This window comes from Microbacterium sp. Gd 4-13 (assembly GCF_003095395.1).
Classification (GTDB): domain Bacteria; phylum Actinomycetota; class Actinomycetes; order Actinomycetales; family Microbacteriaceae; genus Microbacterium.
In genome coordinates, this window is the sequence record NZ_QEIJ01000006.1 from 117,893 (window position 1) to 144,825 (window position 26,933).

27 protein-coding genes and 1 pseudogene are annotated in these 26,933 nt (G+C 69.6%); 12 read left to right on the plus strand and 16 right to left on the minus strand.

The features are described 5' to 3' along the window. Positions 1-72 precede the first annotated feature (72 nt). From DEA06_RS12525 to DEA06_RS12540, 5 genes and pseudogenes are all read right to left on the minus strand, one after another. Positions 73-927, minus strand: a complete 855-nt coding sequence (locus DEA06_RS12525) for an ABC transporter permease subunit (protein ID WP_116648336.1) — start codon at positions 925-927, stop codon at positions 73-75. After that, a pseudogene (locus DEA06_RS12530) lies at positions 924-1,830 on the minus strand (ATP-binding cassette domain-containing protein). Before DEA06_RS12530 ends, DEA06_RS12525 begins: the two are co-directional and overlap by 4 nt. Positions 1,831-1,900: 70 nt before the next feature. After that, entirely contained in the window at positions 1,901-2,041 is a 141-nt protein-coding gene (locus DEA06_RS16600) for a hypothetical protein (protein ID WP_165817995.1), read from the minus strand. A 45-nt stretch (positions 2,042-2,086) separates the two neighbouring features. After that, the gene (locus tag DEA06_RS12535) at positions 2,087-3,922 is read right to left on the minus strand and encodes a DUF2207 domain-containing protein (RefSeq protein ID WP_116648337.1); all 1,836 of its coding nucleotides are present in this window, start codon (positions 3,920-3,922) and stop codon (positions 2,087-2,089) included. Between the two features lie 108 nt (positions 3,923-4,030). After that, entirely contained in the window at positions 4,031-4,237 is a 207-nt protein-coding gene (locus DEA06_RS12540) for a hypothetical protein (RefSeq protein ID WP_116648338.1), read from the minus strand. 178 nt (positions 4,238-4,415) lie between these two features. On the opposite strand from DEA06_RS12540, the gene DEA06_RS12545 reads away from it, so the two are divergent. The 4 genes from DEA06_RS12545 to DEA06_RS12560 all read left to right on the plus strand — a co-directional run bounded on the left by DEA06_RS12545 (position 4,416) and on the right by DEA06_RS12560 (position 9,664). Continuing rightward, a complete protein-coding gene (locus DEA06_RS12545; protein WP_116648339.1) occupies positions 4,416-5,255 on the plus strand; it encodes a class II fructose-bisphosphate aldolase in 840 nt (279 codons plus the stop codon). Between the two features lie 13 nt (positions 5,256-5,268). Further along, positions 5,269-6,711, plus strand: coding sequence for an FGGY family carbohydrate kinase (locus DEA06_RS12550; RefSeq protein WP_116648340.1), 1,443 nt, complete (start codon positions 5,269-5,271; stop codon positions 6,709-6,711). Between the two features lie 49 nt (positions 6,712-6,760). Further along, positions 6,761-8,203 carry an FGGY family carbohydrate kinase gene (locus DEA06_RS12555; RefSeq protein WP_116648341.1) on the plus strand — a complete coding sequence of 481 codons (1,443 nt, stop codon included), beginning with the start codon at positions 6,761-6,763 and terminating at the stop codon, positions 8,201-8,203. Positions 8,204-8,320: 117 nt separating this feature from the next. Further along, positions 8,321-9,664 (plus strand): FGGY family carbohydrate kinase, encoded by a 1,344-nt coding sequence (locus DEA06_RS12560; protein WP_116648342.1) that lies wholly within the window; start codon positions 8,321-8,323, stop codon positions 9,662-9,664. Between the two features lie 3 nt (positions 9,665-9,667). Here DEA06_RS12560 and DEA06_RS12565 read toward each other — a convergent pair whose 3' ends face one another. Then, the gene (locus DEA06_RS12565; protein ID WP_165817996.1) at positions 9,668-10,414 is read right to left on the minus strand and encodes a GntR family transcriptional regulator; all 747 of its coding nucleotides are present in this window, start codon (positions 10,412-10,414) and stop codon (positions 9,668-9,670) included. A 224-nt stretch (positions 10,415-10,638) separates the two neighbouring features. Here DEA06_RS12565 and DEA06_RS12570 point away from each other — a divergent pair, with 224 nt between their 5' ends. The 4 genes from DEA06_RS12570 to DEA06_RS12585 all read left to right on the plus strand — a co-directional run bounded on the left by DEA06_RS12570 (position 10,639) and on the right by DEA06_RS12585 (position 14,941). Further along, the gene (locus DEA06_RS12570; protein ID WP_165817997.1) at positions 10,639-11,703 is read left to right on the plus strand and encodes a sugar ABC transporter substrate-binding protein; all 1,065 of its coding nucleotides are present in this window, start codon (positions 10,639-10,641) and stop codon (positions 11,701-11,703) included. Between the two features lie 42 nt (positions 11,704-11,745). Next, positions 11,746-13,272, plus strand: coding sequence for a sugar ABC transporter ATP-binding protein (locus DEA06_RS12575; protein ID WP_116648344.1), 1,527 nt, complete (start codon positions 11,746-11,748; stop codon positions 13,270-13,272). Between the two features lie 5 nt (positions 13,273-13,277). Beyond that, complete coding sequence (locus DEA06_RS12580) at positions 13,278-14,288, plus strand: ABC transporter permease (protein WP_205781275.1); 1,011 nt, start codon at positions 13,278-13,280, stop codon at positions 14,286-14,288. An 86-nt stretch (positions 14,289-14,374) separates the two neighbouring features. Continuing rightward, positions 14,375-14,941, plus strand: coding sequence for an SIS domain-containing protein (locus tag DEA06_RS12585; RefSeq protein WP_165817998.1), 567 nt, complete (start codon positions 14,375-14,377; stop codon positions 14,939-14,941). 75 nt (positions 14,942-15,016) lie between these two features. Here DEA06_RS12585 and DEA06_RS12590 read toward each other — a convergent pair whose 3' ends face one another. The 6 genes from DEA06_RS12590 to DEA06_RS12615 all read right to left on the minus strand — a co-directional run bounded on the left by DEA06_RS12590 (position 15,017) and on the right by DEA06_RS12615 (position 21,875). Next, positions 15,017-16,840 carry an amidase family protein gene (locus DEA06_RS12590; RefSeq protein ID WP_240606935.1) on the minus strand — a complete coding sequence of 608 codons (1,824 nt, stop codon included), beginning with the start codon at positions 16,838-16,840 and terminating at the stop codon, positions 15,017-15,019. 53 nt (positions 16,841-16,893) lie between these two features. Further along, the gene (locus DEA06_RS16730; RefSeq protein ID WP_205781276.1) at positions 16,894-17,646 is read right to left on the minus strand and encodes a cohesin domain-containing protein; all 753 of its coding nucleotides are present in this window, start codon (positions 17,644-17,646) and stop codon (positions 16,894-16,896) included. A 126-nt stretch (positions 17,647-17,772) separates the two neighbouring features. Beyond that, entirely contained in the window at positions 17,773-18,819 is a 1,047-nt protein-coding gene (locus DEA06_RS12600; protein WP_240606936.1) for an ATP-binding protein, read from the minus strand. Between the two features lie 132 nt (positions 18,820-18,951). Then, the gene (locus tag DEA06_RS12605; RefSeq protein WP_116648348.1) at positions 18,952-19,311 is read right to left on the minus strand and encodes a hypothetical protein; all 360 of its coding nucleotides are present in this window, start codon (positions 19,309-19,311) and stop codon (positions 18,952-18,954) included. A gap of 339 nt (positions 19,312-19,650) precedes the next feature. Then, on the minus strand, positions 19,651-20,643 hold the full coding sequence (locus tag DEA06_RS12610) for a hypothetical protein (RefSeq protein WP_133241764.1): 993 nt from the start codon (positions 20,641-20,643) through the stop codon (positions 19,651-19,653). Between the two features lie 296 nt (positions 20,644-20,939). Continuing rightward, positions 20,940-21,875 carry a diacylglycerol kinase family protein gene (locus DEA06_RS12615; protein ID WP_116648350.1) on the minus strand — a complete coding sequence of 312 codons (936 nt, stop codon included), beginning with the start codon at positions 21,873-21,875 and terminating at the stop codon, positions 20,940-20,942. Between the two features lie 235 nt (positions 21,876-22,110). Between DEA06_RS12615 and DEA06_RS12620 the strand changes: the two genes are divergently transcribed. Genes DEA06_RS12620 through DEA06_RS12635 form a run of 4 tightly spaced genes read left to right on the plus strand, consistent with a single transcriptional unit; the run spans position 22,111 to position 24,369 of the window. Then, positions 22,111-22,455 carry a PadR family transcriptional regulator gene (locus DEA06_RS12620; RefSeq protein ID WP_116648351.1) on the plus strand — a complete coding sequence of 115 codons (345 nt, stop codon included), beginning with the start codon at positions 22,111-22,113 and terminating at the stop codon, positions 22,453-22,455. Positions 22,456-22,457: 2 nt separating this feature from the next. Continuing rightward, on the plus strand, positions 22,458-22,832 hold the full coding sequence (locus DEA06_RS12625; RefSeq protein ID WP_116648352.1) for a DUF1048 domain-containing protein: 375 nt from the start codon (positions 22,458-22,460) through the stop codon (positions 22,830-22,832). Continuing rightward, complete coding sequence (locus DEA06_RS12630; RefSeq protein WP_116648353.1) at positions 22,829-23,608, plus strand: ABC transporter ATP-binding protein; 780 nt, start codon at positions 22,829-22,831, stop codon at positions 23,606-23,608. The genes DEA06_RS12625 and DEA06_RS12630 overlap by 4 nt, the downstream gene beginning before the upstream one ends. Continuing rightward, on the plus strand, positions 23,605-24,369 hold the full coding sequence (locus DEA06_RS12635) for an ABC transporter permease (protein WP_116648354.1): 765 nt from the start codon (positions 23,605-23,607) through the stop codon (positions 24,367-24,369). Before DEA06_RS12630 ends, DEA06_RS12635 begins: the two co-directional genes overlap by 4 nt. 87 nt (positions 24,370-24,456) lie before the next feature. Here DEA06_RS12635 and DEA06_RS12640 read toward each other — a convergent pair whose 3' ends face one another. From DEA06_RS12640 to DEA06_RS12655, 4 genes are read right to left on the minus strand one after another with little or no spacing between them, the layout of a single operon-like run. Further along, entirely contained in the window at positions 24,457-24,636 is a 180-nt protein-coding gene (locus DEA06_RS12640; protein WP_116648355.1) for a hypothetical protein, read from the minus strand. Continuing rightward, positions 24,633-25,103 (minus strand): VanZ family protein, encoded by a 471-nt coding sequence (locus tag DEA06_RS12645; protein WP_165817999.1) that lies wholly within the window; start codon positions 25,101-25,103, stop codon positions 24,633-24,635. Before DEA06_RS12645 ends, DEA06_RS12640 begins: the two co-directional genes overlap by 4 nt. Next, positions 25,100-25,492, minus strand: coding sequence for a DUF5684 domain-containing protein (locus tag DEA06_RS12650; RefSeq protein ID WP_116648391.1), 393 nt, complete (start codon positions 25,490-25,492; stop codon positions 25,100-25,102). The genes DEA06_RS12645 and DEA06_RS12650 overlap by 4 nt, the downstream gene beginning before the upstream one ends. 31 nt (positions 25,493-25,523) lie before the next feature. Continuing rightward, the gene (locus DEA06_RS12655; RefSeq protein WP_116648357.1) at positions 25,524-26,720 is read right to left on the minus strand and encodes an FAD/NAD(P)-binding oxidoreductase; all 1,197 of its coding nucleotides are present in this window, start codon (positions 26,718-26,720) and stop codon (positions 25,524-25,526) included. Positions 26,721-26,933 lie beyond the last annotated feature (213 nt).

Sequence of the window (26,933 nt, forward strand, 5' to 3'; positions counted from 1 at the left end):
ATGCGTTTCACATGTACGTGCTCACAGGTTCGCGCTCGGGCCCCCGAGATGGTAGGGGCCCGAGCGCGAGCGTCACGCGTCGCGGCGCTTGAGCAGCACCATCGCCGTGGAGAACAGCACGACGACCCACGCGACGAGGATCAGCCCGCCGGCCCAGGGCTCGATGGTCCAGAGTCCCTCCGTGGTGGGGGCGCCCGGCGATTCGACGGGGTAGGCCGCGAGGGCGCTTCCCGCCGACGACGGCAGGATCTTCTCGAGGTTCTGCATCCACACCAGCTGGGTGAGCACGCCCACGATGTTCAGCACGATCGGGGCGGCGAGCACGAGGCCGAGCGCCACGGCGACGCTGCCCGCCGTGTTGCGGATGATCGCGCCGAGCGAGAACGCGATCAGCCCGACGAGCACGAGATAGCCGACGCCGCCGAGGATGGAGAGCCAGTACTGCGGGTCTGCGAGGTCGGTATCGAGTCCCTTGCCCGACAGCAGCGCCACGGCGACGACGATCGAGATGCCGAACGAGATCACGGCGACGACGAACGTCGCGACGGCGAACACGAGGGCCTTCGCCAGGAGCGCGGGCGTCCGCTTCGGCACGGCCGTGAGCGTGGAACGGATCATGCCGGTGCCGTACTCGCCCGAGATGATCAGCACACCGAGCACGCTGACGACGAGCGCACCGAAGGTCGTGCTGATGGTCACCGCCTGCACGGACAGCGCCTGCGCCGAATCGCCGGTGGGCGCGGGGTCGACACTGAGCGATGAGGCGAGCAGCAGAGTGAAGCCGACCGTCAGGACGAGCAGGATCGCGTAGCACCACCAGGTCGAGCGGATGCTGCGGAATTTGATCCACTCCGACGCCACGGCTCCGCCGAAGCTGAGGTCGCGCCCGGTGGGGGTGAACACGGGGGTGGGGGTCGAGGTGCTCATCGGTTCGCCTCCGCGGTCGTGGGGGTGTCGTAGTCGGCGGTGGCGTACTCGATGCTGTCGCGAGTCAGCTCCATGTAAGCGTCCTCGAGCGAGCCGGTCAGCGGCGTGAGCTCGTAGAGCACCACACCCGCGCTCGCGGCGATCTCGCCGACGCGCTGCGCGGCGATGCCCGTGACAGACAGCAGGTCGGGTGCGGTCGCCGTCGCGGCGGCGCCTTCGCTCTCGAGGAGCGGGCCGAGCCGCGCGATCTGAGGGGTACGCACCTTGACCGACCCGCCCGAGGCGTTGGCAAGGATCTCGTTGACGGGGGCGTCGGCCACGATCCGTCCGCGCCCGAGCACGATGATGTGGTCGGCCGTCTGGGCCATCTCGCTCATGAGGTGCGAGGACAGGAACGAACTGACGCACCCACGCCACGCCCTCGGGGTCGAGGCCGTTGACCGGTTCGTCGAGGATCAGGGTGGCAGGGTCGCCGAGCAGCGCCACGGCGAGACCGAGGCGCTGGCCCATGCCGAGCGAGAACCCGCCGACCCGCTTGCGGGCGACGGACTCGAGTCCGGTGAGGCCGATGACCTCGTCGACGCGCTTCGCGCCGATCCGGTGGGTGGCGGCGATGGCCAGCAGGTGGTTGCGTGCGCTGCGGCCGGTGTGGACCGCCTTGGCGTCGAGCAGCGCGCCGACCTGGTGAAGCGGCGCGCGGTGCTCGGCGTAGGGCTTGCCGTTCACCGTCACCGACCCGTTCGTGGGGCGGTCCAGGCCCACGATCATGCGCATCGTGGTGGACTTTCCCGCACCGTTGGGTCCGAGGAATCCGGTGACGTGTCCCGGACGGACGGTGAAGTCGATGGTGTCGACGGCGGTCTTCGCGCCGTAGCGCTTGGTCAGGGAATGGGCTTCGATCACGACAGGAACTCCATGCCACCCACCGTAGCGAGGGCGATCGTCGTGTCGATACCGGGGTATCCCTAACCGGTTATCGGGTCAGCAGGGCCGCGGCGACCAGCAGGACGGTTCCGAGCGCGACGATCACCGCCCCGACGATGAGCCACACCGGCTGGCGGTGCGGGGGGCGGGTGGACGAGAAGCGGCGGCGAGTACGTCTTCGGGCAGACATGCTCGAAGCATAGGGGGCGCACGTGACGCGTGTGTGACGCGGACGCTACCGGCCTCCGCCTCCGCCGCCCCCGGCGCCGCCGCCCGAGAACCCGCCTCCCATGGAGCCCCCGGAGAAACTGCTCCCGCCGCTGGAGTCCCACGCCGGCGCAGGCGGGCTCGCCGCCGTCCGCGACGCCGTCATCAGGGCCACCAGCTGGGCGGAGGAGAACGCCTGGGTTCCGCGGTACCAGTCGATCGACGCATCCGTCTGCTCGGCCTGCGCCGCGAGCACACCCGCCCACTCCTTCTCGATGCCCCAGATGATCGCGTAGGGGAGGAGGCGCTCGTAGAGGTGCAGCACCTCGGCCGCCTCCGGCCCCGTGCGCTCGGCCCCTTCGGGGCTCTGGAGCATGCGGATGCGATCGGCCTCGGCCAACTGCAGGTAGTCGCGCAGGCCGATGAGATGGTCGCGGACGGGCGCGCCGAGCTCGGTGATGCGGTCGCGGGTGCGCCACATGGTGACCGTGACGATCCCGGCGAGGATCGCGACGGCGACGGCGGCCCCCGGCACCCAGCGCGGGGCGTCGCCCATCGCGGCGAACACGGCGCAGACGACGGCAACGGCGAACGCGATGAGAGCCACGGTGAAGGCCGCACCGGGCAGCCGATGCGACTGCTTCTGCGTGAAGCCGGCCGCGTGGAGTTCGCCGACGGCCGAGGCCGAGAGGCTGGTGAAACGCGACGCGATCTGCGCGTCGGCGCCCTTCAGCCGCAGACGTCGGCCGGGCTCGGGGGCGAGTCCGAACACCGCGTCGAGCGTGCGCTGGCGGGCCGGATCGTCGGGGCTCGGGGCGAGGTATTCGAGCGACACGTCGGAGGCCGCATCGTCGTGCGCGATGACGCGTGCATGACCGGTGACGGCGAGATCGACGATCGCGGCGGGCACGGCTGCGGCGGGGCGCGCGACGAGGTGTGCGGCCTGCACGACCGAGACCTCGCGCGGCGGGTCGTACTCGGCCACGATGATGCCGCGTCCCTCCGCGTCGCGGCTGCGGCGTCGGGCGAGGAGGGCCGCGGTCGCCGCCGCGATGCTCGCCGCGATCGCGGCGACGGCCCCGGCCTGGAACGCGGGGGCCGCGTCGGTGGCGAAGTCCTGCACCGCGCTGCGCTCGACCTCGCCGGGAACGAAGGTGCCCGGCGCGAAGCCGATGGCGACCGTCACGTTCTCACGGGGCTCGAGGTCGAACGCCTGCGGGAAGAACTCCCTCGGCTCGCCCTGTGCCGTCTCGCGCTCGACGATCTCGCAGGTGTCGCTCGAGCCTTCGGCGCCGACGTAGCAGGCGGTGTTCCCCGTGAGCGCATCGGACAGCGAGGGGTCGATGACGATGTAGGCGCTGACCTCGCCGAAGGGTTGCTCCCACCCCGTGCCGTTCAGGTCCCGGTAGAACTCGTCGGCGTCGGTGTCGGCGAATGCGCGGATCGTGTCGCGCTGCGTGTACGAGATGACGTAGGTCTGCATTCCGCGCACGTAGGAGTCGTCGCCGGTCGCGACCTCGATGAAACCGCCGCGTTCGCTCACCTCGTAGGGGAGGGGCTCGCCGCCACCCGACGTCACCGAGGTGACGGTCGTGTGCAGCGGTACGCCGTCGTCGTCGTCGGGGATCGCGCGCACGATGCCGCGGTTCTGATCACTGTCGGGGAAGCGGGCCACGAGCGTCTCGGTGACCGAGAGCTCGGCATGCCCGTCGGCGGCGCGTGTGAGCAGCATGTCGGCATGGAACGAGTCGAACGCGAAGTCGTCGACGTCGGCCGTGGCCGCCGCGGCCGGCAGGAGAACCGCCGCGACCGCGATCAGCAGCGCGAGGACGAACCGGCCGAGGAGCGAGATGCGCGCGGTCATGTCTCCGACCCTAGGCGAGGCTCGCGCGGGATCGAATCCCCACGATGCTGCGCGAGTCCACGCGCTGATGCTGCCGTTCGGTGGTGAGCGGCGCGCAGAGGTGTGGACTCAGCGCCGCTTGCGCCCGCGACGCCCGCGGAGGAGCACGAAGGCGATCCCGCCGACCGCAGCCACGGCGATCAGTCCCGCGATGGCGACGAAGACATAGACGACGCCGGCGGCGCCGTCGGCGGGCGTCTCGGGCGTGCCGTCGGCGAGAGCCCCCGACAGCAGAGCGGTGAAGAGGGTGAGCGAGGTGACGAGTCCGGTGAGCACGGGCGTCCTTTCCGACGGTCCAGCCAGGTTAGGCGGATGCATGGAGCAGGCCCGGAGCCTGGACGCGCAGCCGCGCACGGGGTATGCGGGCACGAGCGCCCGGGGAGGTTGTACGTACAGACTGGACGATCTGTACTGTTCAGGTTAGAGTGACGCTGTCTCTTCGAAAGGACCCCCTATGCCACTGGTCAGCGGCCTCGACGTCATCCAGGAATGCACTGCGCGCGGGCTCGTCGCGGGTGCCTTCAACACCACGAACATCGAGACGACGATGGGGATCGTCGATGCGATCGAGAAGGTCGGGGTGCCGACGTTCATCCAGGTCGCTCCGACCAACGCGGCACTCTCGGGCTTCGAGTACATCTACGACATGGTCAGCCGCCGGCTCGCCGGCACCCGCGTTCCCGTCGCACTGCACCTCGACCACGGCAAGTCCCTCGGCGCCGTCGAAGACGCCCTGGCCGCCGATTTCACGTCGATCATGATCGACGCCTCCGAGGAGCCGTACGACGAGAACGTACGAATCTCGTCCATCGCGCGAGAGATGACCCCGAACGACCTCGCCCTCGAAGCGGAGCTCGGCAGCATCGGCGGCAAGGAAGACGACCACGGTCCGGAGGTGGAGTTGAGCACCGACCCCTCTCAGGTCGAGGGGTTCGTCACGTCGGTACGCCCCGACATGCTCGCGGTATCCGTGGGCAACGTGCACGGATACTCCCCGGCGGCAGCCATCGACTTCGACCTGCTCGGGCGGGTGCGCGCGGCAAGCTCGGTGCCGCTCGTGGTCCACGGCGGTTCGGGCCTCCCGCCGGAGCAGCTCGCTCGGTTGCACGAGTTCGGCGTCGTGAAGGTGAATGTCGCCAGCGACCTGCGCAACGCCATGATCCGCGCCTTCGGCGAGGCCTATGCCGCGAACCCGAAGGAGGTGTCGTTGATCCGCGTCTCCACGCAGGCGGTCTCGGCGATCTCCGACGTGGTGGAGCGACGCATCCGGATGCTGAATCCCTCCGTGGCCTGAGCGGTCGGGCCCCATGCTTCCCACGATCACCGTCGACGTCGGAACGACCAGCGTCAAGCTCTGCCTGTTCGACGCGGCCGGCGACCCTCGAGCCACCTCCCGCTTGGCGACGCCGACGACGAGCGACCGCTGGGGGGAGGTCTACGACCTCGCCGAGCTGACGGCGGGGATCGAACGGTTCGTCCTCTCCCTCGGCGCGGACGAACGGGCGACAGTCCGCCGTATCGCCATCACCGGCGTCGGGGAATCGGGGGGTCTCGTGCGCGGCGACATGTCGATGGCGTCGCCGATGATCCTCTGGCACGACCATCGTGGCTCGGACTACCTCGCCCGACTCGGCGCGCGCGAGCGTCGTCGTGTCTACGAGGTGACGGGGCTTCCGATCAACGCCAACTACGGCCTGTCGAAGGTCGCGTGGGCCGTCGCCCACGCCGACGACGTCGGCGATGCGCAGTGGCTCAACGTGGCGGAGTACCTCGCCGGGACGTTGACCGGGGATCGGTGGTCGGAGTACTCGCTGGCGAGCCGCACGATGGCACTCGACCTCGGCGAACGCCTGTGGTCGGCCGAGATCGTCGGCCTCGTGGGTCTCGACACGTCGCTGTTCCCGTCACTGAGGGCCGCCGTCGACGGGTCTGCGATCACCGCGGATGCCGCACGACGGCTGGGTCTCGGATATGACGTGACGGTGCACGTCGCCGGCCACGATCACATGGTCGGCGGCGCGGGTGCCGACCTGCAGCCGGGCGAACTGCTCAACTCCACTGGAACGACCGAGGGCCTGCTCTTCGTCGGTCAGAGCCCGAGGCTCGACGAGACCGCCGCCGCGGCGAAGCTGGCGAACGGCATCGACTGTGGCGGGGAGGGGTTCACCCTGTTCGCCTCGATCCCCACGGGCGGGTCGGCGTTCGCGACGCTGCAGGGCATGCTCTCGCTCACTGCGGGCGAGCTCACCGCCTGCGTCGACGACCTCGCCCGGCGCTATGCCCGTGGTGCGATCGACCTCGACACCGTGCCCGTCGTGCTGCCGCAGTTCCGCGGGAGCCCGCCGCCCGACAAGAACGCCGCCGCGCGGGGCGTCATCGCCGGGGTGCGCAGCGATACCACCACCGCCGACATCGTGCTCGGCTGCTTCTTGGGCATGGCCCTTCAGTTCCGCGACGTGCTCGGTCTGTTCGAGCACCCCGTCGAGCGGGTGAAGGTCATCGGACCGGCCGCCGTGAATCCGCTCTGGCTGCAGCTGAAGGCCGATCTGCTGGGTGTGCCTCTGAGTGTCTCGCGCTTTCCCGAGGTGGTCTCGCGCGGGGCACAGGCCCTCGCGTCGGGAGAGGTCGTTTCGTGGGCGCGCAGCGAGCCGCGCGAGGTCGAGGTCGATCCCGCGAACGCCGAGCGCGTCGCTGCCTGGGCCACGTCGGTCGGCCCGCGCTGGGAGCACATGAAGGCCATGCCGTGGTGAGCCGTCGGCTGATCCACGGCACCGCCCACGAAGACCAGGGGGAGAAGCGATGACGCTCGTCGCCGGAATCGATTCGTCCACGCAGGCGTGCAAGGTCACGGTGCGCGATCTCGCGACCGGCGCGCGGGTGCGCGAGGGCAAGGCCGCCCATCCCGACGCGACCGTCGTCGACCCGGAGGTCTGGTGGGCGGCGTTGTTGGAGGCCGTACGCGCGGCAGGTGGACTGGACGACGTCGCAGCCGTCTCGGTGAGCGGCCAGCAGCACACGCCCATCTTCCTCGACACGTCGGGGGCGGTCGTTGCGAGGTCGCCGCTGTGGAACGACACCGGGTCGCACCCTCAGATGGTGGCGCTCAACGCCGAGCTCGGGCGGGAGGAGTGGATCCGTCGCACGGGGCTGCCGCTCACGCTCTCCGACACAGTGGTCAAAGCGCGGTGGCTGCGCGACACCGATCCGGACGCCGCTCGACGCACCGCCGCCGTCGCGGTCGTGCACGACTGGCTGACCTGGCGCCTCCGCGGATACGGGCCGGGCACGGGCGGCGTCGACCGCTTGACGACGGATCGATCCGAAGCATCCGGGACCGGTTACTGGTCGGGCCAGGACGAGGCCTACACTCCCGACCTGTTCGCACACGCCTTCGGGGCGTCGGCGATCCTGCCGGAGGTGCTCGGGCCCCTCGGTCGAGCGGGGATGACCGGGGCGGGGATCCCCGGTGTGCCGGCCGGCATACCGATCGGTGTGGGCAGCGGCGACAACGCGGCCGCGGCACTGGCGCTCGGACTCGCCGACGGCGACGCCGTGCTGAGCCTCGGCACCTCGGGCGTCGTCTACGCCCGCACGCCCGCGCCCGTGCACGACTACTCCGGGTACGTGTGCAGCTATGCCGACGCGACGGGCGCGCACCTGCCGTTGGTCGCGACGCTCAACGCCGCACGCAATCTGCACCTGGGGGCGAGCCTTCTCGGATGCACGTACGCCGAGCTGTCCGACCTCGCGCTGGAGGCGCCCGCCGGCGCCGGCGGGCTCGCGCTGCTGCCCTACTTCGAGGGCGAACGCACCCCCGACCTGCCGCACGCCCGCGGGTCGCTCCAGGGGGCGACGCTCACGAACCTCACCCGCGCGAATTTCGCTCGCGCCGTCGTGGAGGGGACCCTCGCGAGCCAGGTCGCCATGCTCGACGCGCTGCACGTCTGCGGGGTGTCGACGACACGGATGCTGCTGATCGGCGGGGCGGCGAAGAACCACGCCGTGCAACGCGTGCTCGCTCAGATGGTCGACCTGCCGATCGTCGTGCCGGAGTTCGACGAGTACGTCACGAAGGGCGCCGCCATGCAGGCCGCGGCGGTCCTCGACGGCGCGTTCCCGTCGTGGCCGCTGGCCGCCACGGAGCTGCCTCGCGTGGCGCTCGAGCCGCAGATCGCGAGGCAGCACGTCGAGGCGCAGCGCGCGCTCGGTTACCTCGACCCCGCGCTCGTCGTCCCCTCCTGACCGTCGCGGGCGGCCCCGGGTCGCGAGGGCGGTTATGGTCGTGGACGAGGCGCGGCCACTGCCCGGTCGGCGTCTTCGGCAGGTCGCCCGCGAGGCGCCCCGGGGAGGAGTGGTCACGTGTCTGCCAGTTCGCGCGTGCCCGTCGCCTGCGGTGTCGATGTCGGGAGCACCAATTCCAAGGTCGTCGCCATCGACGAGTCGGGCGTGGTCGTCGCTCGTGCCAGTCGTCCGACACCGCGCGATGCCGTCGATCTGTCGGTGAAGGTCGACCGTCTCTTCGACGCCGTCGAAGAGATGGTGGTCGAGGTCTGCGGGGACATCTTCGAGGTGCACGCGATCTGCGTCGCGGGAGTCGGCGAGGACGGCGTTCTCGTCGACGAGAGGCTCGGCGTGCTCACGCCTGCGCTGACGTGGTTCGATCCGCGCCGCCAAGACCTCTTCCGGGCGCTCCGGCCGCAGCTGGTCGACGACGAGACGTTCGATTCCGAGACCGACCCCGTGCGCACGGTCGTCGGGTGGGCGTGGGCGCGAGCCCACGAGACCGCGGGTCGTGCGCGTTCGTGGCTCGCGTTGACCGACCTCGCCGCGTGCCGGTGGGCCGCACGACCGTTCTTCAGCGACACCCTCGCCTCCCGCACCGCGGCGTGGCGATCAAGCGACCGGGTGTGGGCGTTCGACCGTGTCACCGCCACCCTCGGGTCGCCCGAGCTGCTCCCCCCGGTCGTCGCGACCGGTGAGATCGTCGGCCCCCTGCAGTCCTCGACCCTTCGTGCCGCGGGTGTCATCGCCGCCGACGCGATCACGGTCGCGGGCGGTCACGATCATCCGATCGCGGGGTGGGGCGTGCAGCAGGTCGTGCCCGGCGCGATCCTCGACTCGATGGGAACCGCCGAGGTGGTCGTCGCGCAGGTTCCCGGGATGCCGGTTGCGCGCGGCGAGCACGTCGACGTCGCCCCCGGCATACGCTCCGACGGGCTGACGCTCCTGCGAGTGGAGGAACTCGCCCGCAACGTGCAGTGGGCGTCCCAGGACGCGGGCGTGGCCGCACAGGTGCGCGCGCTGCTCGAGGGCGCGGCCGAGCCCTTGCCGCTGTGGGACTCGGGCTATTTCGTGCCGGGGGAGAGGGGCGGGGGCGCGCCCTCGTACTCATCGGATGCTCCCCGTGATCCGCGTGCGCGCGCGTCGGCCGTTCTCGGTGCGCTCGCCGTGGCCGGACGCGACGCGGTCGACGCTGTGTCGGCGGGGATGCCCAGCCGAGGCGAGGTGCGTCTGGCGGGCGGGTGGGTGCGCTCGCCGGGGTGGATCGAGATCAAGTCCGCCGTGCACGGCCTGCGGGCGGCGCCCATCCTGGAGCCGGAGGTGACGGCGGTCGGCGCTGCCCTGCTGGCGGCGACGGCGCGCGGGTGGCGACCCGATGCGGTCGTCTCTCTCGGCGGGTTCACCGCGTCCATGCTCGGGTGAGCGTCAGCTCGCCGCCACGCTGACCTCGAGCGGGATGACGTCGGTGAGCACCCAGGTCTCGTAGTAGTCGAAACGCGTGTCGCTGTGGTCCCACGAAAGCGACCGCACGCGGAGGACGGGCTGGTCGGTGTCGATGCGCAGGTGCTGCGCCACGACCGCGGGGGGCAGGGTGGCGTGGATGAGCCGCCGCGCGCCGCTCGTGACGAATCCGGCTTCGCGGAGTCTTTCGTTGACCGACCCGGTGCCGTCGAGCACGGCGTCGGCGGTCGACATGGTGCGGCCGACGGCATCGGGGAACCAGTTCGTGCTGAACATGGCCACGCGACCGTTGAGAGATCGCACGCGTTCGATCGCGAACACGCGGTCGTCGGAGGCGACCCGGAGCGCCTCGGCCACGTGATCGGGCGGGGTGACGAAGCCCGCGTCGGTGACCTCGGTCTCGATGCCGGTGCGGCCGTGCCGGATCTGGGACTCGAGGAACCCCTCCTGCACCGTCCACCCGGAGGGGGCTTCCGGGGACGTGGCGAACACGCCGCGTCGGGGCACTCGACGGGCGAAGCCGTCGGACTCGAGCTTGGACAGCGTCTGCCGCACGGTCGCGCGCGAGAGGCCGAATTCGCGGCAGAGCTCGAGCTCGCTGGGGAGCCGCTCGTCAGTGGGCACCTCTCCCGCGACGATGCGGGCGCGCAGGATCTCGAAAAGCTGCTCGTAGTACGGCACCGGAGAGGTGCGCTCGATGATCTGGGACACGACCACACTCCTTTGCATCGATGAACGGGCCGAGAATGATCTATCGGTACGTTGTCGTCCGACTGTACAGACAAGCACGATCCCTCCGCACCCGAGCGGTCGGGAGTCCACGGTTTGCATTCCGTGGCGTTAGCTGTACATTCTGTACGTACAAGACGTACGATACGTTCAGAATGACGTCGGCAGCAGCCGTCACCTGTCCCGCACTTCAGAGAGGAAGTCGCATGCGAACTTCAATGATCACCGGTGTCGCACTCCTCGGAGCCGGCGCCCTCCTGCTCGCCGGGTGCTCCGGCGACACCGCCGGCACCGGCACCGACAGCGGCGATCCGGCGTCCACGCCGCTGAGCTACTCGCAGCCGCACACCGATCCGTTCCAGAACGCCGAGAACGTCGGCTCGATGGAGCGCTTCGCCGAGCTCGGCTACGCCACCATCCCCGCGACGAACGCCGACCGCGATGCTGCGCAGCAGATCACCGACATCCAGACGCTCATCAACAAGGGCGCCAAGGGCCTCGTCATCTCGGTGGGTGACGCTGACGCGATCGTGCCCGCGATCGAGTACGCGAACGACGCGGGAGTTCCGATCGTCGCGATCGACGAGGCGCCCGCCTCGGGCAACATCGCGATGATCGTCCGCGCCGACAACGTCAACATGGGCGCTCTGGCCTGCGAGGAGATGGGCTCGCGCGTCGCCGCGGGTTCGGCCGTGATCACCCTCGACGGCGACCCGGTCACCTCCAACGGTCGCGACCGCACCAACGGGTTCAACGACTGCATGAAAGAGAACTACCCCGACGTGCAGCTCGTGAACGTCGCCACCGAGTGGGACCCGGCCAAGGCCGCGACCGGCATCGAGACCGCGCTGAACCAGTACTCGAACGTCGCCGGCATCTACAACCAGAGCGACGCGACCTTCTTCCCGACGATCCTCGACACCCTCCAGTCGATCGGCAAGCTCATCCCCGTCGGCGAGGCCGGTCACATCGTGCAGGTGTCGGTCGACGCGAGCCCCATGGCCATGACCGCGATCCGCGACGGATGGCTCGACGCGGCCATCGCCCAGCCGATGACCGACTACATCGATTACGGGGCCGACTACCTCACGCGCGCCATCGAGGGCGAGACCTTCGCACCCGGTGAGACCGACCACGGCAGCGTCATCGAAGAGCGCAACGGCAACCTCGTCGACCTGCTGCCGACCCCGGTCGTCACCAAGGAGAACGTCGACGACCCGCAACTCTGGGGCAACAAGCAGTTCGCCCTGGACGCCTTCGGCGTCGCTTGACACCCCACCGCCCGACCGCGCAGCATCCGAGACGGAGACGTCATGACCGCTTCACCGACCACCGTGCCCGTCACCGTGCCCGCCATCGAGATCGATGGCGTCAGCAAGACGTACGGTGCGACGAGAGCCCTCCAAGACGTCTCCGTCTCGATCCTGCCCGGACAGGTGCACGGTCTCATCGGCCGCAACGGCGCCGGCAAGTCCACGCTCCTGCGCATGATCACCGGCCTGGAGACCCCCGACACCGGGAGCGTGAAGTTCTTCGGGTCCGAGGCGCCGCCCGCGTCTGACCCGAAGGCGTGGCAGCAGCGCGTCGCCTGCGTCTACCAGCGTCCCTCCGTGTTCGCGAACCTGACGATCGCGGAAAACCTCTTCACGGGCCGGCTTCCGCAGCGCGGCGCCGGGGTGTCGTGGCGGCGCATGCAGCAGGAGTCCGAGCGCATCCTCACGGAGTGGAACATCCAGCTCGACCCCAGGATGCTGCTCGCCGACGCGCCGCTGGAGGAGCGGCAGATGCTGACCATCGCCAAGGCGTTGGAAGCCGGCACCCGCATCGTGCTGCTCGACGAGCCGACCGTCCAGCTCGAGGGCGCGGCGATCCGGAGGCTCTTCGACAAGGTCCAGGAGCTCCAAGCGGCGGGAGTGACGTTCGTCTTCGTCTCGCACTTCCTCCGCGAAGTCACGGCCATCTGCGACTCCGCGACGGTACTCCGCGACGGCAAGCTGCTGTGGTCTCGGCTGGGTGACGAGATCCGATCCGACGATCTCGTCGACGCGCTGCTCGCCGGACAGGAGCAGCGTCGGCACCGGGCGGAGTCGACGGTCGCCCCGGATGCGCAGGGGTCACCCGCCGTCGCCCTCGCTGTCGAGAACGCGACCGACCGGGAGGGCGCGTTCACCGACGTGTCGTTCACGGTCGCGCCGGGCGAGATCGTGGCGATCGGCGGCGTCGGCGGCTCGGGCAAGTACTCCGTCGGGGAAGCGATCGCGGGCCTGCGCAAGACCGCCGCTGGAGGCATCGCCGTCAACGGCGAGTCCGTGGCGGCCGGGAACGTCAAGGCCAGTCAGCGCGCCGGCATCGGCTTCGTTCCCGCTGACCGGCACCGCGACGGATACGTGCCGCAGCTGAGCGTCGCCGAGAACATGACCATGGGAGTGATGGACCAGATCGCCCCGCGGGGTTTCTTCTCTCCGAAGAAGCGCACCGAGATCTCCCGCGACCTGATCGCCGACGTCGCCCTGGTGCCACCGGACCCGTCGCTGGCGGTGTCGGGGCTCAGCGGCGGCAACCAGCAGAAAGTGGTGCTCGCGCGCGCCCTCGCCCGGAATCCGCGCGTGCTCGTGCTGATCTCACCCACCGCCGGTGTCGACATCGCGGCGAAGGATGCGATCTACGCGCTCATGCTGCGCGCTCTCGCCGACGGCGTCGCCGTGGTGCTGATCTCCGACGACGTCGAGGAGCTGCTCGTCAGCCCCCGCGTCCTCATCATGCGGGAGGGGCGCATCGGCGCCGAGCTCCGCGAACCGACCGAAGAAGACATCGTTCGAGCCATCGAAGGCCTGGAGTGAACAACGTGCGAACCACCGTCATCCGTACCCCCGCCGCGAAGAACCCCTTCGCGCGCACCGTCGTGAAGAACGTCCGCGAGCTGAGCGTGCTGCCCGGCCTCGTCATCGTGGCGATCATCGGCGCGGTCGTGAGCCCCGCGTTCCTCTCGGCGGCCAACCTCACGCTGATCCTCCGCCAGTCGGCGGAGCTCGGCATCGTCGTGATCGGCCTGACTTTCATCCTCCTCACGGGCAAGCTCGACATCTCGCTCGAGTCCACCGTGGGACTGGCGCCGATGGTCGCCGCGTGGTTGCTCATCCCCGCCGCCGTCGGCGGGCTGGGTACCGAGATCAACGAGTTCGGTGCGATCGGCATCACGATCGGGATCGGGATGCTGGTCGGATTGTTCAACGGATTCCTCGTCGTGAAGGTGAAACTCGATCCCTTCATCGTCACTCTGGCGATGCTGATTCTCCTCCGAGGCATCACCCTCGGTATCAGCGAGGGCAAGACCCTCGCCGGCCTCCCCGAGGCCTTCCGCTACGTCGGTTCGGCTCGGTGGGCGGGGATTCCCGCAGCCATCTGGATCACCGGAATCCTCTTCCTGATCGCGGGCCTCCTCCTGCGCTACACGTCGTGGGGCCGTGCCCTCTACGCGATCGGCGGCAACGCCGAGGCCGCGCGCGCCGCCGGCATCCGGGTCGACTTCGTGCTCATCACGGCCTTCGTCGCCGCCAGCGCGCTCGCCGCGTTCGCCGGTCTGATGCTCGCCGGGCGCCTCGCCTCGGTCACGAGCGGGATGGGGGAGAACCTCATCTTCAGCGCCCTCGCCGCGGCTGTCATCGGGGGTGTGCAGCTCACGGGAGGGCAAGGCCGCATCGTCGGCGCGCTCATGGGTGTGCTACTGCTCGGTACGCTGACCAACGTCCTCACCCTCGCGGGCGTCCCGACCTTCTGGATCAACGCGGTCTACGGCGCGGTGATCCTGCTGGCTCTCCTCGTCGGGCGGCTCGGCGCCAAGCCGGGCGTGCGATGACCCGCGATCAGCACGAGCTCGGTAGAGAGCACCGGGAAGAATCTGTAGAGAAGCACCGGGAAGAATCCGAAGAGAGGAGAGTGGACATGTCGGAATTCCGCGAGATCAGCGCCACCGTCGTCCAGGAGCTCGGCGAGGTCTTCCGCCGGGTGCCGCTGGACAACATCGAGGCGGCCCTCGACGCGCTCGAGAGCCACCAGCGCATCTTCGTGCTCGGCATCGGGCGGGAAGGCCTGGGGTCGAAGGCGTTCGCGATGCGCCTGACGCACTTCGGCAAGACCGTGCACTGGGGGTGGGACGACACGACTCCCGCGGTGACCGCGGATGATCTGTTCATCATGCCGTCGGGTCCGGCGAACATCCCGCACCTCCACTACATCGCGGAGCAGGTGAAGAAGACCGGTGCGACGCTGCTCGTGGCCACCGCCGTGCCCGACGGGCCGACCGCGCAGCTCGCCGACATCGTGCTGACCGTTCCGGCCCACACCTACGGCGCCGACGACCCGAGCGGTCTCGTGCCGACCATCCAGGCGATGGGGAGCCTGTTCGAGCAGTCGCTCTGGATCTTCTGGGACGTGCTGTACCTCATGCTGGTGCGTCGCACGGGGGCGAAGTTCGAAGATCTCGTCGCCCGCCACCGCAACTTCGAGTGATGTGACGCGGTCGTCGCCGCGTGCAGAGAGAAGGGCCTCCCGGTCGACACCGGGAGGCCCTTCCTCATGCGCGGGTTACTTCAGCGGGCCGTACAGGGTCGGCGCGGTGCGACCGTCGATGGCCTGCTCGAGCGCGTACGCGTAACCGAGCAGCGGACCCTCGGCGAAGCCGCGCCCGAGGAACTCGAGGTTGACGTTGCCTGCCGGGGAGGTGCCCACCGCGGCCGCCCAGCCCATCGGCATGGTGACCGAGGGGAGCCCCGTGTTGGGGCTGAGGCGCATGTTGCTCCCGATCGGGCTGTACGGGTTGCCGCTCGGGTACACGATGGCGTCGAGATCCAGGTCGTCCATCAGCGTGGTCACGAGCGTCTTGCCCTTCGCGAGCTGCGTCGTGTGGGTTCCGGTCGGGCCTGCCCATGCCTGGTACGCCTCCTCGGTCACGGCTGCGCGCTCGCCATAGGGGCGGGCGCTGCGTCCGGGCACCGCGTTGTCGGACTGGCTGATCTTCAGCAGGCTGTTCGCCGACACGTCGGGGTCGAGGTAGGTGGCGATGTACTCCTGGAGGTCGTGGTTGAACTCCGGACCGCTGCCGCTGCCCTCGGCGAGAATGGCGTCCCACCCGGCCGGCGGGGTCACCTCGACGACCTTCGCGCCCTGCTTCACGAGCTCCGCCTTGGTCTGCTCCCACAGCGCCAGGGTGCTGGCGTTGGTTCCGAACATCGCCGGAACGTAGCCGAACGTCTTAGCGTCGAGCGCGTCGGCGTCGAGGTACGACGTGTACGAGGTCGGTACCTTGCCGGCCTGGCTCGCCGTGATCGGGTCGGCCGCATCCGCGCCGACGACCGCATCCAGGGCGACCGCGGCGTCGGTCACAGACCGGGCGATCGGGCCACCGGTGTCCTGCGACAGGGCGAGGGGAACGATGCCGGCGCGGCTGGCGAGACCGACGGTCGGACGAACACCGACGAGGGAGTTGTACGTCGACGGGATGCGGATCGAGCCGCCCGTGTCGGTGCCGAAGCCGATCGCGGCGAGGTTCGCCGAGATCGACGCGCCCGTGCCACCGCTCGAGCCCCCAGAGGACTGCGACGTGTCGAGCGGGCTCGAGACCGTCAGTGCCGTACCGGGCGCCTGGAACGCCGACCACTGCGAGGTGAAGCCGATCGCGAACTCGTCCATGCTCGCCTTGGCGAGGATGACCGCACCGTCGGCGCGCAGGCCCTTCACCATCGTCGCGTCGGTCGTGGTCTGGTTGCCGCTCCAGCACCCGCAGCCGGCCGTGGTGGGCATGTCGACGGTGTTGTAGTTGTCTTTCACCGCGATCGGCACACCGAGGAGCATGCTCGTCATGCCCTTGTCGGCGCGCACGGTGTCGGCCGCGGCGGCGGCGGCCAGCGCCGCCTGCTCGCCGACGGTGATGATCGAGTTCAGCGGTCGTGCACCGCCTTCGACCGTCACCTTGTCCAGGGCCTTGATGCGGTCGATGTAGGCCTGCGTCAGCTGAACCGACGTCGTGACGCCGGCATTCATCGCGGCCTGCATCTCGATGACGTCGGCCTCGACGAGAGCGAACGGGCCGTCGTCGTAGATGATGCGCTGCGACAGCAGAGCCAGGTCGGAGACCGTCACGGCGCCGTCGGCGTCGAGGTCGAAGGGCGCGTACTCGGCCCACTGCGGGTCGGTGCTCGTCGCACCGATCGCGGCCGACAGCACCGACAGGTCGGCGTCGGTGACCTGCTCGTCGCCCGTCTGGTCGAGCTCGGTGTAGTACGGCGCGAGGAACGGTGCGCTCTCGGCCGCCGCGGCGGGTGCCGCGGTGGCGGGGACGGCGAGGGAAGCGGCGGCGACCGTTCCCAGCGCGGCCGCGACGGCGAGGATGCGCCGGGTGGATGCTGTCACGAGGGGGCCTTTACGGGATGAGGGGGAGGAGGGCGTCGTGGTCTGCGTGCGGATCATTCGGACACCGCCTGACGACGACGGATCACCAGGAGCGCACCCGCGGCGATGAGGACGACGGCACCGGCACCCGCGACGAGCCAGGGGGTGGCATCGGCGCCGGTGGCGGCCAGGGGCTGGCCGGTCGAGCCGACCGGGACGGAGGTCGCGGAGGCGCTCGCGCTCGGGGTCGGCGTCGGCGTCGCGCTGTCGGTCGGCGACGACGTCGGCGACGGCGTCGGGTCGGGGAGGGCGACGAGCGACACCGACGCGGAGTCGATGTCGGTCTCGGTCGCCGTCTCGTCGGTCGAGCTGACCAGTTCGGCCGAGGCGAGGGCGATCTCGGTGTCGCCGCCGTCGATGGCGCGGAACGAGAACGAGGCGAGCTCGACCGCACCGGTGAGGCCGGGGGAGGTGCCCAGGCGGGTGTGGGTCACCGCGATCAGGCCGTCGCCGAGCGCGCCGGTGGTGAATCCTCCGTCGGGGCCGACTGTCGAGTCCTCGTCGAACTCGAGCACCGCGGGGTCGTACGTGAAGATCAGGTCGTACGCGTACAGGTCGGTCGTGCCGGTGGAGGTCACGGTCACCTCGAGAGTGTCGCCCTCCGTCGCCTCATCGGGGGAGACATCGATCGAGATGCTCGCGGCGGGGGCCGCGGCGAAGGCCGCGGGAGCGAGCGCGACCGATCCGCTCGCCAGGGCGAACGTGGTGACGAGGAGCGCGATGCCGCGAGCGCGCAGCATCCTGCCTCTGCCAGTGGTGTCAGACATGCGTGAGTAGCCCTTCTACGGGTAGAGGGACTCGCTGACGCACGCGTCGACGCGTGCTCGCGTCGGCGCGTCCCGTGTGGGTACCAGCACCCTCTCAGACTCCCGTTTCGGGCGGGGGTCGTGTTGTTACCGCCCGGTTTCGTCGAGGGCTCGGGGCAGGCGGATGCGCACCGTCGTGCCGTGCCCGACGGAGCTCTCCAGCTCGATCGTGCCGCCCGCGTTCGCGACGGCCCGCGCGGCGCTGGCGAGTCCTATGCCGCTGCCGCCGTCGTCGTCCCCGGCCATCCGCCCGCGCACACCGTCGTCGAGGATCGCCGGGAGATCGTCGGGGTGGATGCCGCGGCCCCGGTCGCGCACGACGATGTCGACGGTGTCGTCGGTGGCCTGCACGTCGACGTCGATGGTCGACTCGGAGTACTTGGCCGCGTTCTCGAGAACGTTCTGCACGGCGCGACGCAGTTCGGTCGCGTCACCCTGAACAGCGGCGTCGTCGGTGAGGGAGAACGACAGGCGGCCGAACAGGTCGCCGGGGAGCACGAGGCCCGCCGCCTCGCGCACCAGAGTGCCGGCGTGGGCGACCTCGTCGCGCCGCGGCGGCGGGTCGTCGCGCACGCGCTCGGCGAGCGCGGTGGCCATCGCCAGGAGGTGGTCGCTGGTGGCTTCGAGGTGCCCCAGCATCTCGTCGGCGTCTCCGACACCCTCGCGCAGCAGATCGACGTATCCGCGCACGGCCGTGACGGGCGAGAGGAAGTCGTGGACGAACGACCGGAGGAACGCGTTGAGTTCGTCGTCGGCGCGCTTGGACGCGGTGAGGTCGCGGACGATCTTGACGAAGCCCGTCGGCGTGCCGACGCTGTTGCGCACCGCGGTGATCGTGACGTGCGCCCAGAAGAGAGTGCCGTCGGACCGCACGCGCCAGCCGGTGTCTTCGACATAGCCGTGTGCCAGCGCCGAGGTCAGCAATGCTTGAGGCACGCCGCGCTCGCGGTCTTCGGGTCGATAGAAGCGGGAGAAGTGCTCCCCGATGATCTCGTCGCGGGAGTAGCCCTTGATGCGCTCGGCGCCGGAGTTCCAGCTCTGCACGATGCCGGTGCGGTCGAGTTCGATGATCGCGAAGACCGCTACCTGGTCGCTCCACGCGATCGACGGCCGACGGGTCGAGGTGGGTTCCACGTACGTCTCCGATCCGCCGTTCCGGTTCCCCAACCATGAACAGCATTGCACCCGCGCGGTGCACATCGGGTGGTTCGGAGACCGACCTTCAGCGGATGATATCGTTCGGGGTTTCGGAGGCCGTCGGGCCCGCTAGGCGCGCGTGAAGCCGTCGAGGTCGGGGTCCCAACTCGTGTCGGGATCGTTCGCGGCATACGGCTCGGTGCCGGTCTCCGCGCGGCGCGGATATCCGGGGTGCGAACGCAGGGTCTCGGCCGCCTCGGAGAAGTCGAGCTCGTCGCCCTCCCACTCGGCGGGGGCCGACAGCACGTCGTTGCCGACCCCGATGACGAGGTCGGCCGTGCCGCCGTCATCGGTCGTGCGCGAGACGATCGGAATCGTCACCGCCTCGGCCCGGCCGTCGTTCGCGATGGCGGCTGTGAGCTTCACCAGTGCTTCGGCGACCTCGTCGGTCGTGATGATCGTCTCGCCCGCGTAGGTGATGCTTCTCATGGCCCCACTCTGTCGTCCGCCCCTCTCTCGGGGCCGACCCATTGCCATCGGAGAGGCGGTGGGATACGACCGCCGTCCACCTGCCGCCTGTGTCCGGGCGTGTTCGGGGTTGTTCGGAGTAGGCCTATCGGGCTGCGAGCCCGGCGGCACCGGCATAGCGTCGAAGACGAGCGGGTCGGACGGCAGCCCCTTTGTCTCCCGGCCCGCTCACAGATCTCTCCCGTGGAGAGGCCGAGCCGTGGGGGATCCGGTCTCTCCTCTCCGCCTGCGGGCGGAGTGATTCACCGCCGACGGTGTCGGTGGATCCGTGCGCGACGGATGCTGCGCTCGCCGCTGTTGTCAGGCGCGCAGCGCAGCATCCGTCCGCGTCTCGCCATCGCGTCGAGCTTCACCCGTCGCCATGCGGCCGACCATCGACCCGACCAGATCGTGCTTCAGCATGCGGGCCGGGAGCAGGCCGATCACCGCGAGGGCGATGAAGCCCGAGAGGAGCTTGTCGGCCAGTGAGGTCAGCAGGTTCGCGGTGAAGACCGCGGGGGCGAGATGCTCGCCCGAGGAGATGAGTCCTTCGGCGATCTGGTCGCTCGCGTGACCCGTCTCGCCGCCGAAGAGGATCATCAGCACCGGCACGGAGACGATCGTGCAGACGACCCCGACGACGAGGTTCAGCGCGAGGAACCTCGGCAGCGACCGCGCCCCGCCGAGCGCACGAGCGCCGTATCCCCACGCGAGTGCGCCGGCGATGTTGACGATTCCGAACGGTAGGGAGTCGGGGGTGCCGGTGACCGTCTCGATGCCCGTGGAGCCCGCAGCGACCAGGACTCCCCACCAGGGCCCGAAGGCCATCGCGGCCACGGCGGTGCCGATCATGTCGAGAAAGAGGGGGAGGCCGAGTGTGGCGACCGCCGCGCTGCCCGAGAAGTTCAGCACGACGCAGCCGACGAGCAGGATCGCGGTCCACATCGTGGAGCGCGGCCCGGTGGACGCCCCCGCCGCAGCGGGTGTCACCGGCGCAGGTGCCGCGCGCCGCGCCTTCTGGGCGAGACCACAGCGAGTCTCCCACTTCTCGGCCTCGGCGTCGTCGGCTCCGAGCGCGCGGACGATCTCGCCCACGAGCGCGGCGTTGATCCGGGAGCGACCCAGACGGAAAGCGTCGTAGACCGTCGTCCTGGCGGGCGTGGATGCCGAGAGGGGCACCCCGCGTTCGATCCGGGCGAGCGCGATGCGGCTCCCGATCTCTGCGTACGAGGGTCCGCCGGCGCGGGCGCGGAGATCCCGCAAGCTGCTCGCGATGTCGTCGAAATCGTCGTTCGTACTGTCGTCCGTTGGCACCGGCGTCGTTCCCCCTTTGCCGGGAGGCCCCCCGCCCGGCTCGAAGAGCTTATGCGACGCGGCGACGGCCGCGCGGACGCGCCACGGGGCGGCGAACGCGCGCCGTTCGGGGCGGGACAACCACCGAAACTAGGGGATAACGGTGACAGGGGGATTCTGTCCCCCATTCAGGGGACAGAATCCGCTAGTGTCTGTGTTCAGCGACGAGACGCACGGCACCGCGAATCGTCACGTGAAGAAATCGGACCCCCGCCCGTCTTGTCTCGACAGGGCGGGGGTCCCTCTTCTCTCCCGGGTCAGCGCACCTTCACCGCGGACGACTGCAGCGAGACCGTGAACTCCCGCGTCTCGCCGATCTCCTCGCCATCGATCTCGAACGCGCGGGGATCGGGAAGCGTCACACGGATCTTCCTCGCTCGGCCGTGCGTGACCGACTCGGAGCTGGTCGTGTCGTCCTTCTTGGTGATCAGACGCATGAGCCCGTTGTCCCACATCATCGTCTTGAGGGTTCCCATCCACTGGCCGAGTCCTTCGGCGCTCAGCAGCAGGAAGTCGAGCTCGCCGTCGGATGGGTCGGCGTCGGGCAGCAGCGTGAAGCCGCCCTGCAGCGTGCCGCAGTTGGCGATCAGGAGGGTGTGGCCTTCCTCGTCGCGACCGGGCTCGTCGTCGACGGTGAGGTGGAAGGGCACGATGTCGCTGGCGGCGAGGGCCCGCCCGAGCGACTCGACGTAGGCCAGCCAGCCGGCCTTGCTCTTGAGCTCGTCATCGGTCTCGGCGATCATCTGCGCATCGATGCCGAAACCGATCATGACGACGAAGCCGTGACGCTCGGTTCCCGTGTCGAGGTCGACATCGACCCAGCCGACGTCGATGGCGGTGGCCGTACCGGTGAGTGCGCGGTCGACCGCCTTGTCGATGTCGTTGATCGGCACGCCGAGGTTGCGCGCGAGCAGATTGCCCGTGCCGAGCGGCACGATGCCGAGGTCGACATCGGCCTTCTCGTCGGCGAGGTGCTCGGCCACCGCGCGCACGGTGCCGTCGCCGCCGGCGACGATGATGACGTCGGGTGACGCCTCGAGGGCCCGGCGGGTGGCCCCCTGGCCGGGGTCGTCGACGCTGGTCTCGAACCACTGGACATCGGCATCGGCGCCGAGCGTCGCGGTCACGGGCGCCTCCAGCGCCTCCCGCTCGGTCTTCGACGGGTTCCAGACGACCGCCACACGGGTGCTCATTCTCGTGGTTCCCCCTCAGTCAGGACCTGTTCGCGACGACAGGTGTCGTCATGGTGTCGCCACAGTCTGACCCCCGCCGCGCGGGAGCGCCAACTCCTTGCGCGGGCTCGACTTCCGCGGGTCTGTCGCGCTAGGGGCGAGGCGAGCCCCGATCTCGGTACTCGGTCTTGCCAGGTACCGGTACCCGGCGTTACTATTTACCGGTACCCAGTGTCACGGAGTAGAGAGGGTTCGTATGGCGAAACAGATGACCGAGATGCTCAAGGGCACGCTCGAGGGCATCGTGCTGGCGCTGCTGGCCGTGCAACCCGCCTACGGATACGAGATCACCGCCCGGCTGCGGGAGCAGGGATTCTCCGACATCGTCGAGGGCACGGTCTACGCGCTGCTGATCCGCGTCGAGCAGCGGGGGCTCGTCGCCGTCGAGAAGGTGCCCTCGGAGAAGGGGCCGCCCCGCAAGGTCTACTCGCTCAATGCGCAGGGGAGCGAGTACCTCGACGAGTTCTGGAAGTCGTGGAGCTTTCTCGTCGAGCGGATAGAGAACCTCCACACCCCGCACGCGAGAAACCAAGGAGAGTAGCCATGGCTGCGAAGTGGATCGAAGCCGTCACCGGGTCGTTGGACCAGAAGAAGCAGTATCGACAGGCGACCGCGAGGATCGAGGCGTTGCCCGAGCCCTATCACCGGGCCGCGAAAGCGCTGAGCCGGTACCTGATGTACTACGCCGGCGTCACGGACGGCGACACGCTGGTGGCGATGTTCGGCGACCACGCCGACCTCTGGGAACGCGCCGCGGTCGATGCGACGCCCGTGCGCGAGATCGTGGGTGACGATCCCGTCGAGTTCGCCGAGTCTTTCGCCCGCGCCTACTCCGGCGCGCAGTGGATCGATAAGGAACGAGCCCGTCTCACCTCGGCGATCGACGCCGCGGCGGGTGGGTCGAGCTCACCGTCATGAACGCCGTCGACGTGCGAGGCGTCACCAAGTCTTTCGGCGACGTCCCCGTGCTGCGCGGGGTCGACCTCGAAGTGGAAGAGGGCAGCATCCTGGCCCTTCTCGGCTCGAACGGGGCGGGGAAGACGACCCTGGTGCGGATCCTCTCCACGCTGTCGCGGGCCGACGCGGGGAGCGCGGTGGTGCACGGATTCGACGTCGCGACCCAACCCGGCGAGGTGCGGGAGTCGATCAGCCTCACGGGGCAGTTCGCTGCCGTCGACGAGGTGCTCAGCGGCCGTGAGAACCTCGTGATGGTGGCGAGGCTCCGGCATCTGGAGAATCCCCGCGCGATCGCCGACGACCTGTTGGAGCGTTTCGACCTCGTCGAGGCCGGTGGTCGTCGGGCGGGCGGCTATTCCGGGGGCATGCGACGTCGTCTCGACATCGCCATGAGTCTGATCGGCGACCCTCCCGTGATCTTCCTGGACGAACCGACCACGGGCCTCGACCCCCAGGCGCGCGCGGAGGTGTGGCGGACGATCGCCCGACTCGCCGCGGGTGGAACCACGGTGCTCCTGACCACGCAGTACCTCGATGAGGCCGAGCACCTGGCCGACCGCATCGCAATCCTCCACGAGGGCAGAATCATCCAGAACGGCACGCTCGACGATCTGCGGCGGCTGCTACCTTCCGCTCAGGTCGAGTACGTCGAGAAGAAGCCGACGCTCGAGGACGTCTTCCTCGCCCTGGTCGGCCGTTCGGGAGACGGGCCCGCGCACCGGGAGGACCTCTCATGACCGGGCACGTCCTCAGCGACACCGGAGTGCTGACCGGTCGTTCGCTGCGTCACATCCTGCGCAGCCCCGACACGATCATCACCACCGCGGTCACACCGGTCGCGCTCATGCTGCTGTTCGTCTTCGTGCTCGGGGGAGCGATCGACACCGGGTCGAACGAGCACTACATCGACTACCTGCTGCCCGGCATCCTGCTGATCACCATCGCATCGGGGGTGGCCTACACCGCCTACCGGCTGTTCCTGGATGTGCAGGGCGGGATCTTCGAGCGGTTCCGGTCGATGCCGATCGCACGCTCCAGCATCCTGTGGGCGCACGTCTTCACGTCGCTCGCGTCGAACGTCACGGCCCTCGCGATCGTCGTGGGGGTGGCGCTGATCCTCGGCTTCCGCACCGGCGCCTCGGTCGGCGCCTGGCTGGCGGTCGCCGGCATCCTGGTGCTGTTCACGCTCGCGCTGACATGGATCGCGGTGGTCGCGGGCCTCGCGGCGAGAACCATCGACGGGGCGAGCGGCTTCAGCTACCCGCTGATCTTCCTGCCCTTCATCAGCTCGGCGTTCGTGCCGACCGACTCTATGCCAGGCCCGGTTGCCTGGTTCGCCGAGAATCAGCCGGTCACGTCGGTCGTCGACACGGTGCGCGCCCTGTTCGCCGGCCAGCCCGTTGGAGGCGCGATCTGGGTGGCGCTGGCGTGGCTCCTCGGCATCCTCGTCGTCGCCTACGCCGCCGCGATCGCCATCTACCGCCGCAGGCTCAGCTGACCGAGGTCATTTCCACGCTGAAAGCCCCAGACACCCGGATGCTGCGCGAAGCGCGCCCGGGTGTCTTGGGCTCTCGGTGCAGAGCCGTCAGTCTTCGAGGTCGCCGGGCGCTTCGGGTTCGGCCTCGGTCTCCTCGACCTTGCCGCGCAGCTGGTCGGCCATCGCGGCCGCGCCGTCCTCGCCGTGCTCGTCGTCGACCTTCGCGATCAGCTTGCCGAGGTCGGTGTCGGAGCCGGTCGGGGCGGTGTCGTTCTCGTCGCTACTCATCCCGCGACTTTACGCCGCCCCGGAGGGTCGACGTCGCGGCGGTGGATGATCGCAGCGGCGACGAGGATGCCGATGCAGGTGCCCGCCGTATTCGCGAGCACGTCGGAGATGCTCGCCGTACGTTCGTCGAGCAGCTCGGCCTGAAGCCCCTCGATGGCGATCGTCGTGAGCAGCCCGATGGGCAGCACGAGGTAGCGGGAATGCTCGAGCACGAGGCTCAGCAGAAACCCCAGGGGCACGAAGAACACGACGTTCGCGGCGACCTCGATCCGTCCGTACGTCGCCCACGGCAGCAGACGCTCGATGCGGTCGAGCAACCCCACGGCGCCGCTGTCGACGGGCACCGGCCAGAACGCGATGAGCAGCACGGCGACACCGTAGACGACGAGTGCCAGCAGCGCGGTGCGCCGCCAGCGCTCGGTGCGCGTGCGGGCGCCGAGCTCTTCGATGAGAGGGGCGGGACTCAAGCGTCGATGCGGCGCTTGTCGTAGGTGGCGGAGCCGAAGCCGAGGATCAGGTACCCGATGAACGAGAAGAGCCACAGCAGGAAGATCGAGAACACCGCGCCCTGGCCGAACGCCTTACCGGTGCGCAACGACACGATGATGTGGAAGACGATGTTGACGATCGGGATCAGGTACAGCAGGCCGAACCACGCGGAGAACCCGGCGACCTTCACCAGCACGAACACGTTCACGATCGGGATGATCGCGAGCCACCCCGGGTAGCCGGCCTTGGAGAACACGCGCCAGAGCGCGATGACCACCACGACGTAGATGAGGAACCCGAAGAAGCCCGAGACGCCGTTCAGGGCGGTGAACTCGGCCTGGTCGGTGATTCTGCTGAGAGCGATCATGGCGCTCAGCATAAGGGTATCCGGGGCACCGTCATGCACGCCCGCGAAGGATCAGGTTCCAGTACACCCACGGCAGCACCCACCGGTCGAGCAGGTACGTCAGCCGTCGCTCGCGGAACAGGGTCCGCCACCCCGGTACGGTCGGGGCCAGACGGTCGTCTCGATCGAACTCGGCGAACACGAGGGTGCGTCGACTCACGGTGATCGGGGTCACCGTGTAGCCGTCGTAGACGGCGTGGGGCTGCCTGCCCGCCACGACCGCCACGAGGTTCTTCACGAGCACCTTGGCCTGCGGCCGGATGCCGCCGCCCGACCGCGTCGGGGTGATCGCGGTAGCGTCGCCCAACGCCCAGACGTTGCCGAAGCGGCGGTGGCGCAGCATCCGTTCGTCCACATCGACGAAACCGTCCGCGTCGCCGAGCCCGCTCTCGGCGATCCACGCCGCCGGGGCCTGCGGTGGGACCGCGTGCAGCAGGTCGTAGCGCACGGTCTCGCTGACGCCGCCGCGCCCGATCACCACCTCCTGGCTCTCGGGGCGCACCTCGATGAGGTCGTGCGCGTATCGCGTCTCGATGCCGTAGTCGTCGATCTTGCGCTGCAGCTCGTCGGAGATCTCATCGATCCGGAAGGCCTGCGACTCCGGCGAGACGAAAACGGATCGCACGCGGCGTCGCGGATCGTGCCGCCACCAGTCGTTCGCCAGATACATCGGCTTCTGGGCGACGCCGGCGCAGGTGGCGGGCTCGGGCGGCTGGACGAAGACCACGGTGCCGTCACGGATATCGCGCAGGGCGAGAGAAGCCTTGGCCGCGAGCTCGTGCGTGTAGCTCGAGATGCCGAGCGGCGTGCGCATCGCCTCGGCGAGGCCCGGCACCGCATCCCACCGCAGCTCGATCCCCGCGGCGACGATGAGGTGCGCGTACCGCACCACGGTGCCCGAGGAGAGAGTGACGCTGTCGTCGTGCGGAGCAACGCTCGTCACACGGTCGCGGATCCATTCGACCCCGGATGGTGTGACGTCGGCCTGGGGGCGCACCGCCTCCGAGGCGCGCGCGAGCCCGCCCGCCACGTGCGACTGCAGCGGCGCGTATACGTGCTGCTCCCGCGGCTCGATGACGACGACGTCGCCGACGCCCTGACGGCGCAACCGGCCCGCGACCGACAGCCCGGCGTTTCCACCGCCGATGATGACGACGGGGTGGGGCGGGCGATTCGCGGGTGGCTGCATTCGGTCAACTCAACGCGACGAACGCCACCACGGCTACCGCTTGACAGTGCGCGCGCCGCGGCGCGCGTGTCGTGTCCCCCGAAATGCCTACATCGGTGGTGCGGGGCCCCGCGTAATCTGGAGGAGCGCTCACTCGCGCATCGGGCAAGTCATCCCCCCACGTACTTGTTCCGGTCTGAGCGCCGGCCCCCGGCGACGTTCATCCCCCCAGAA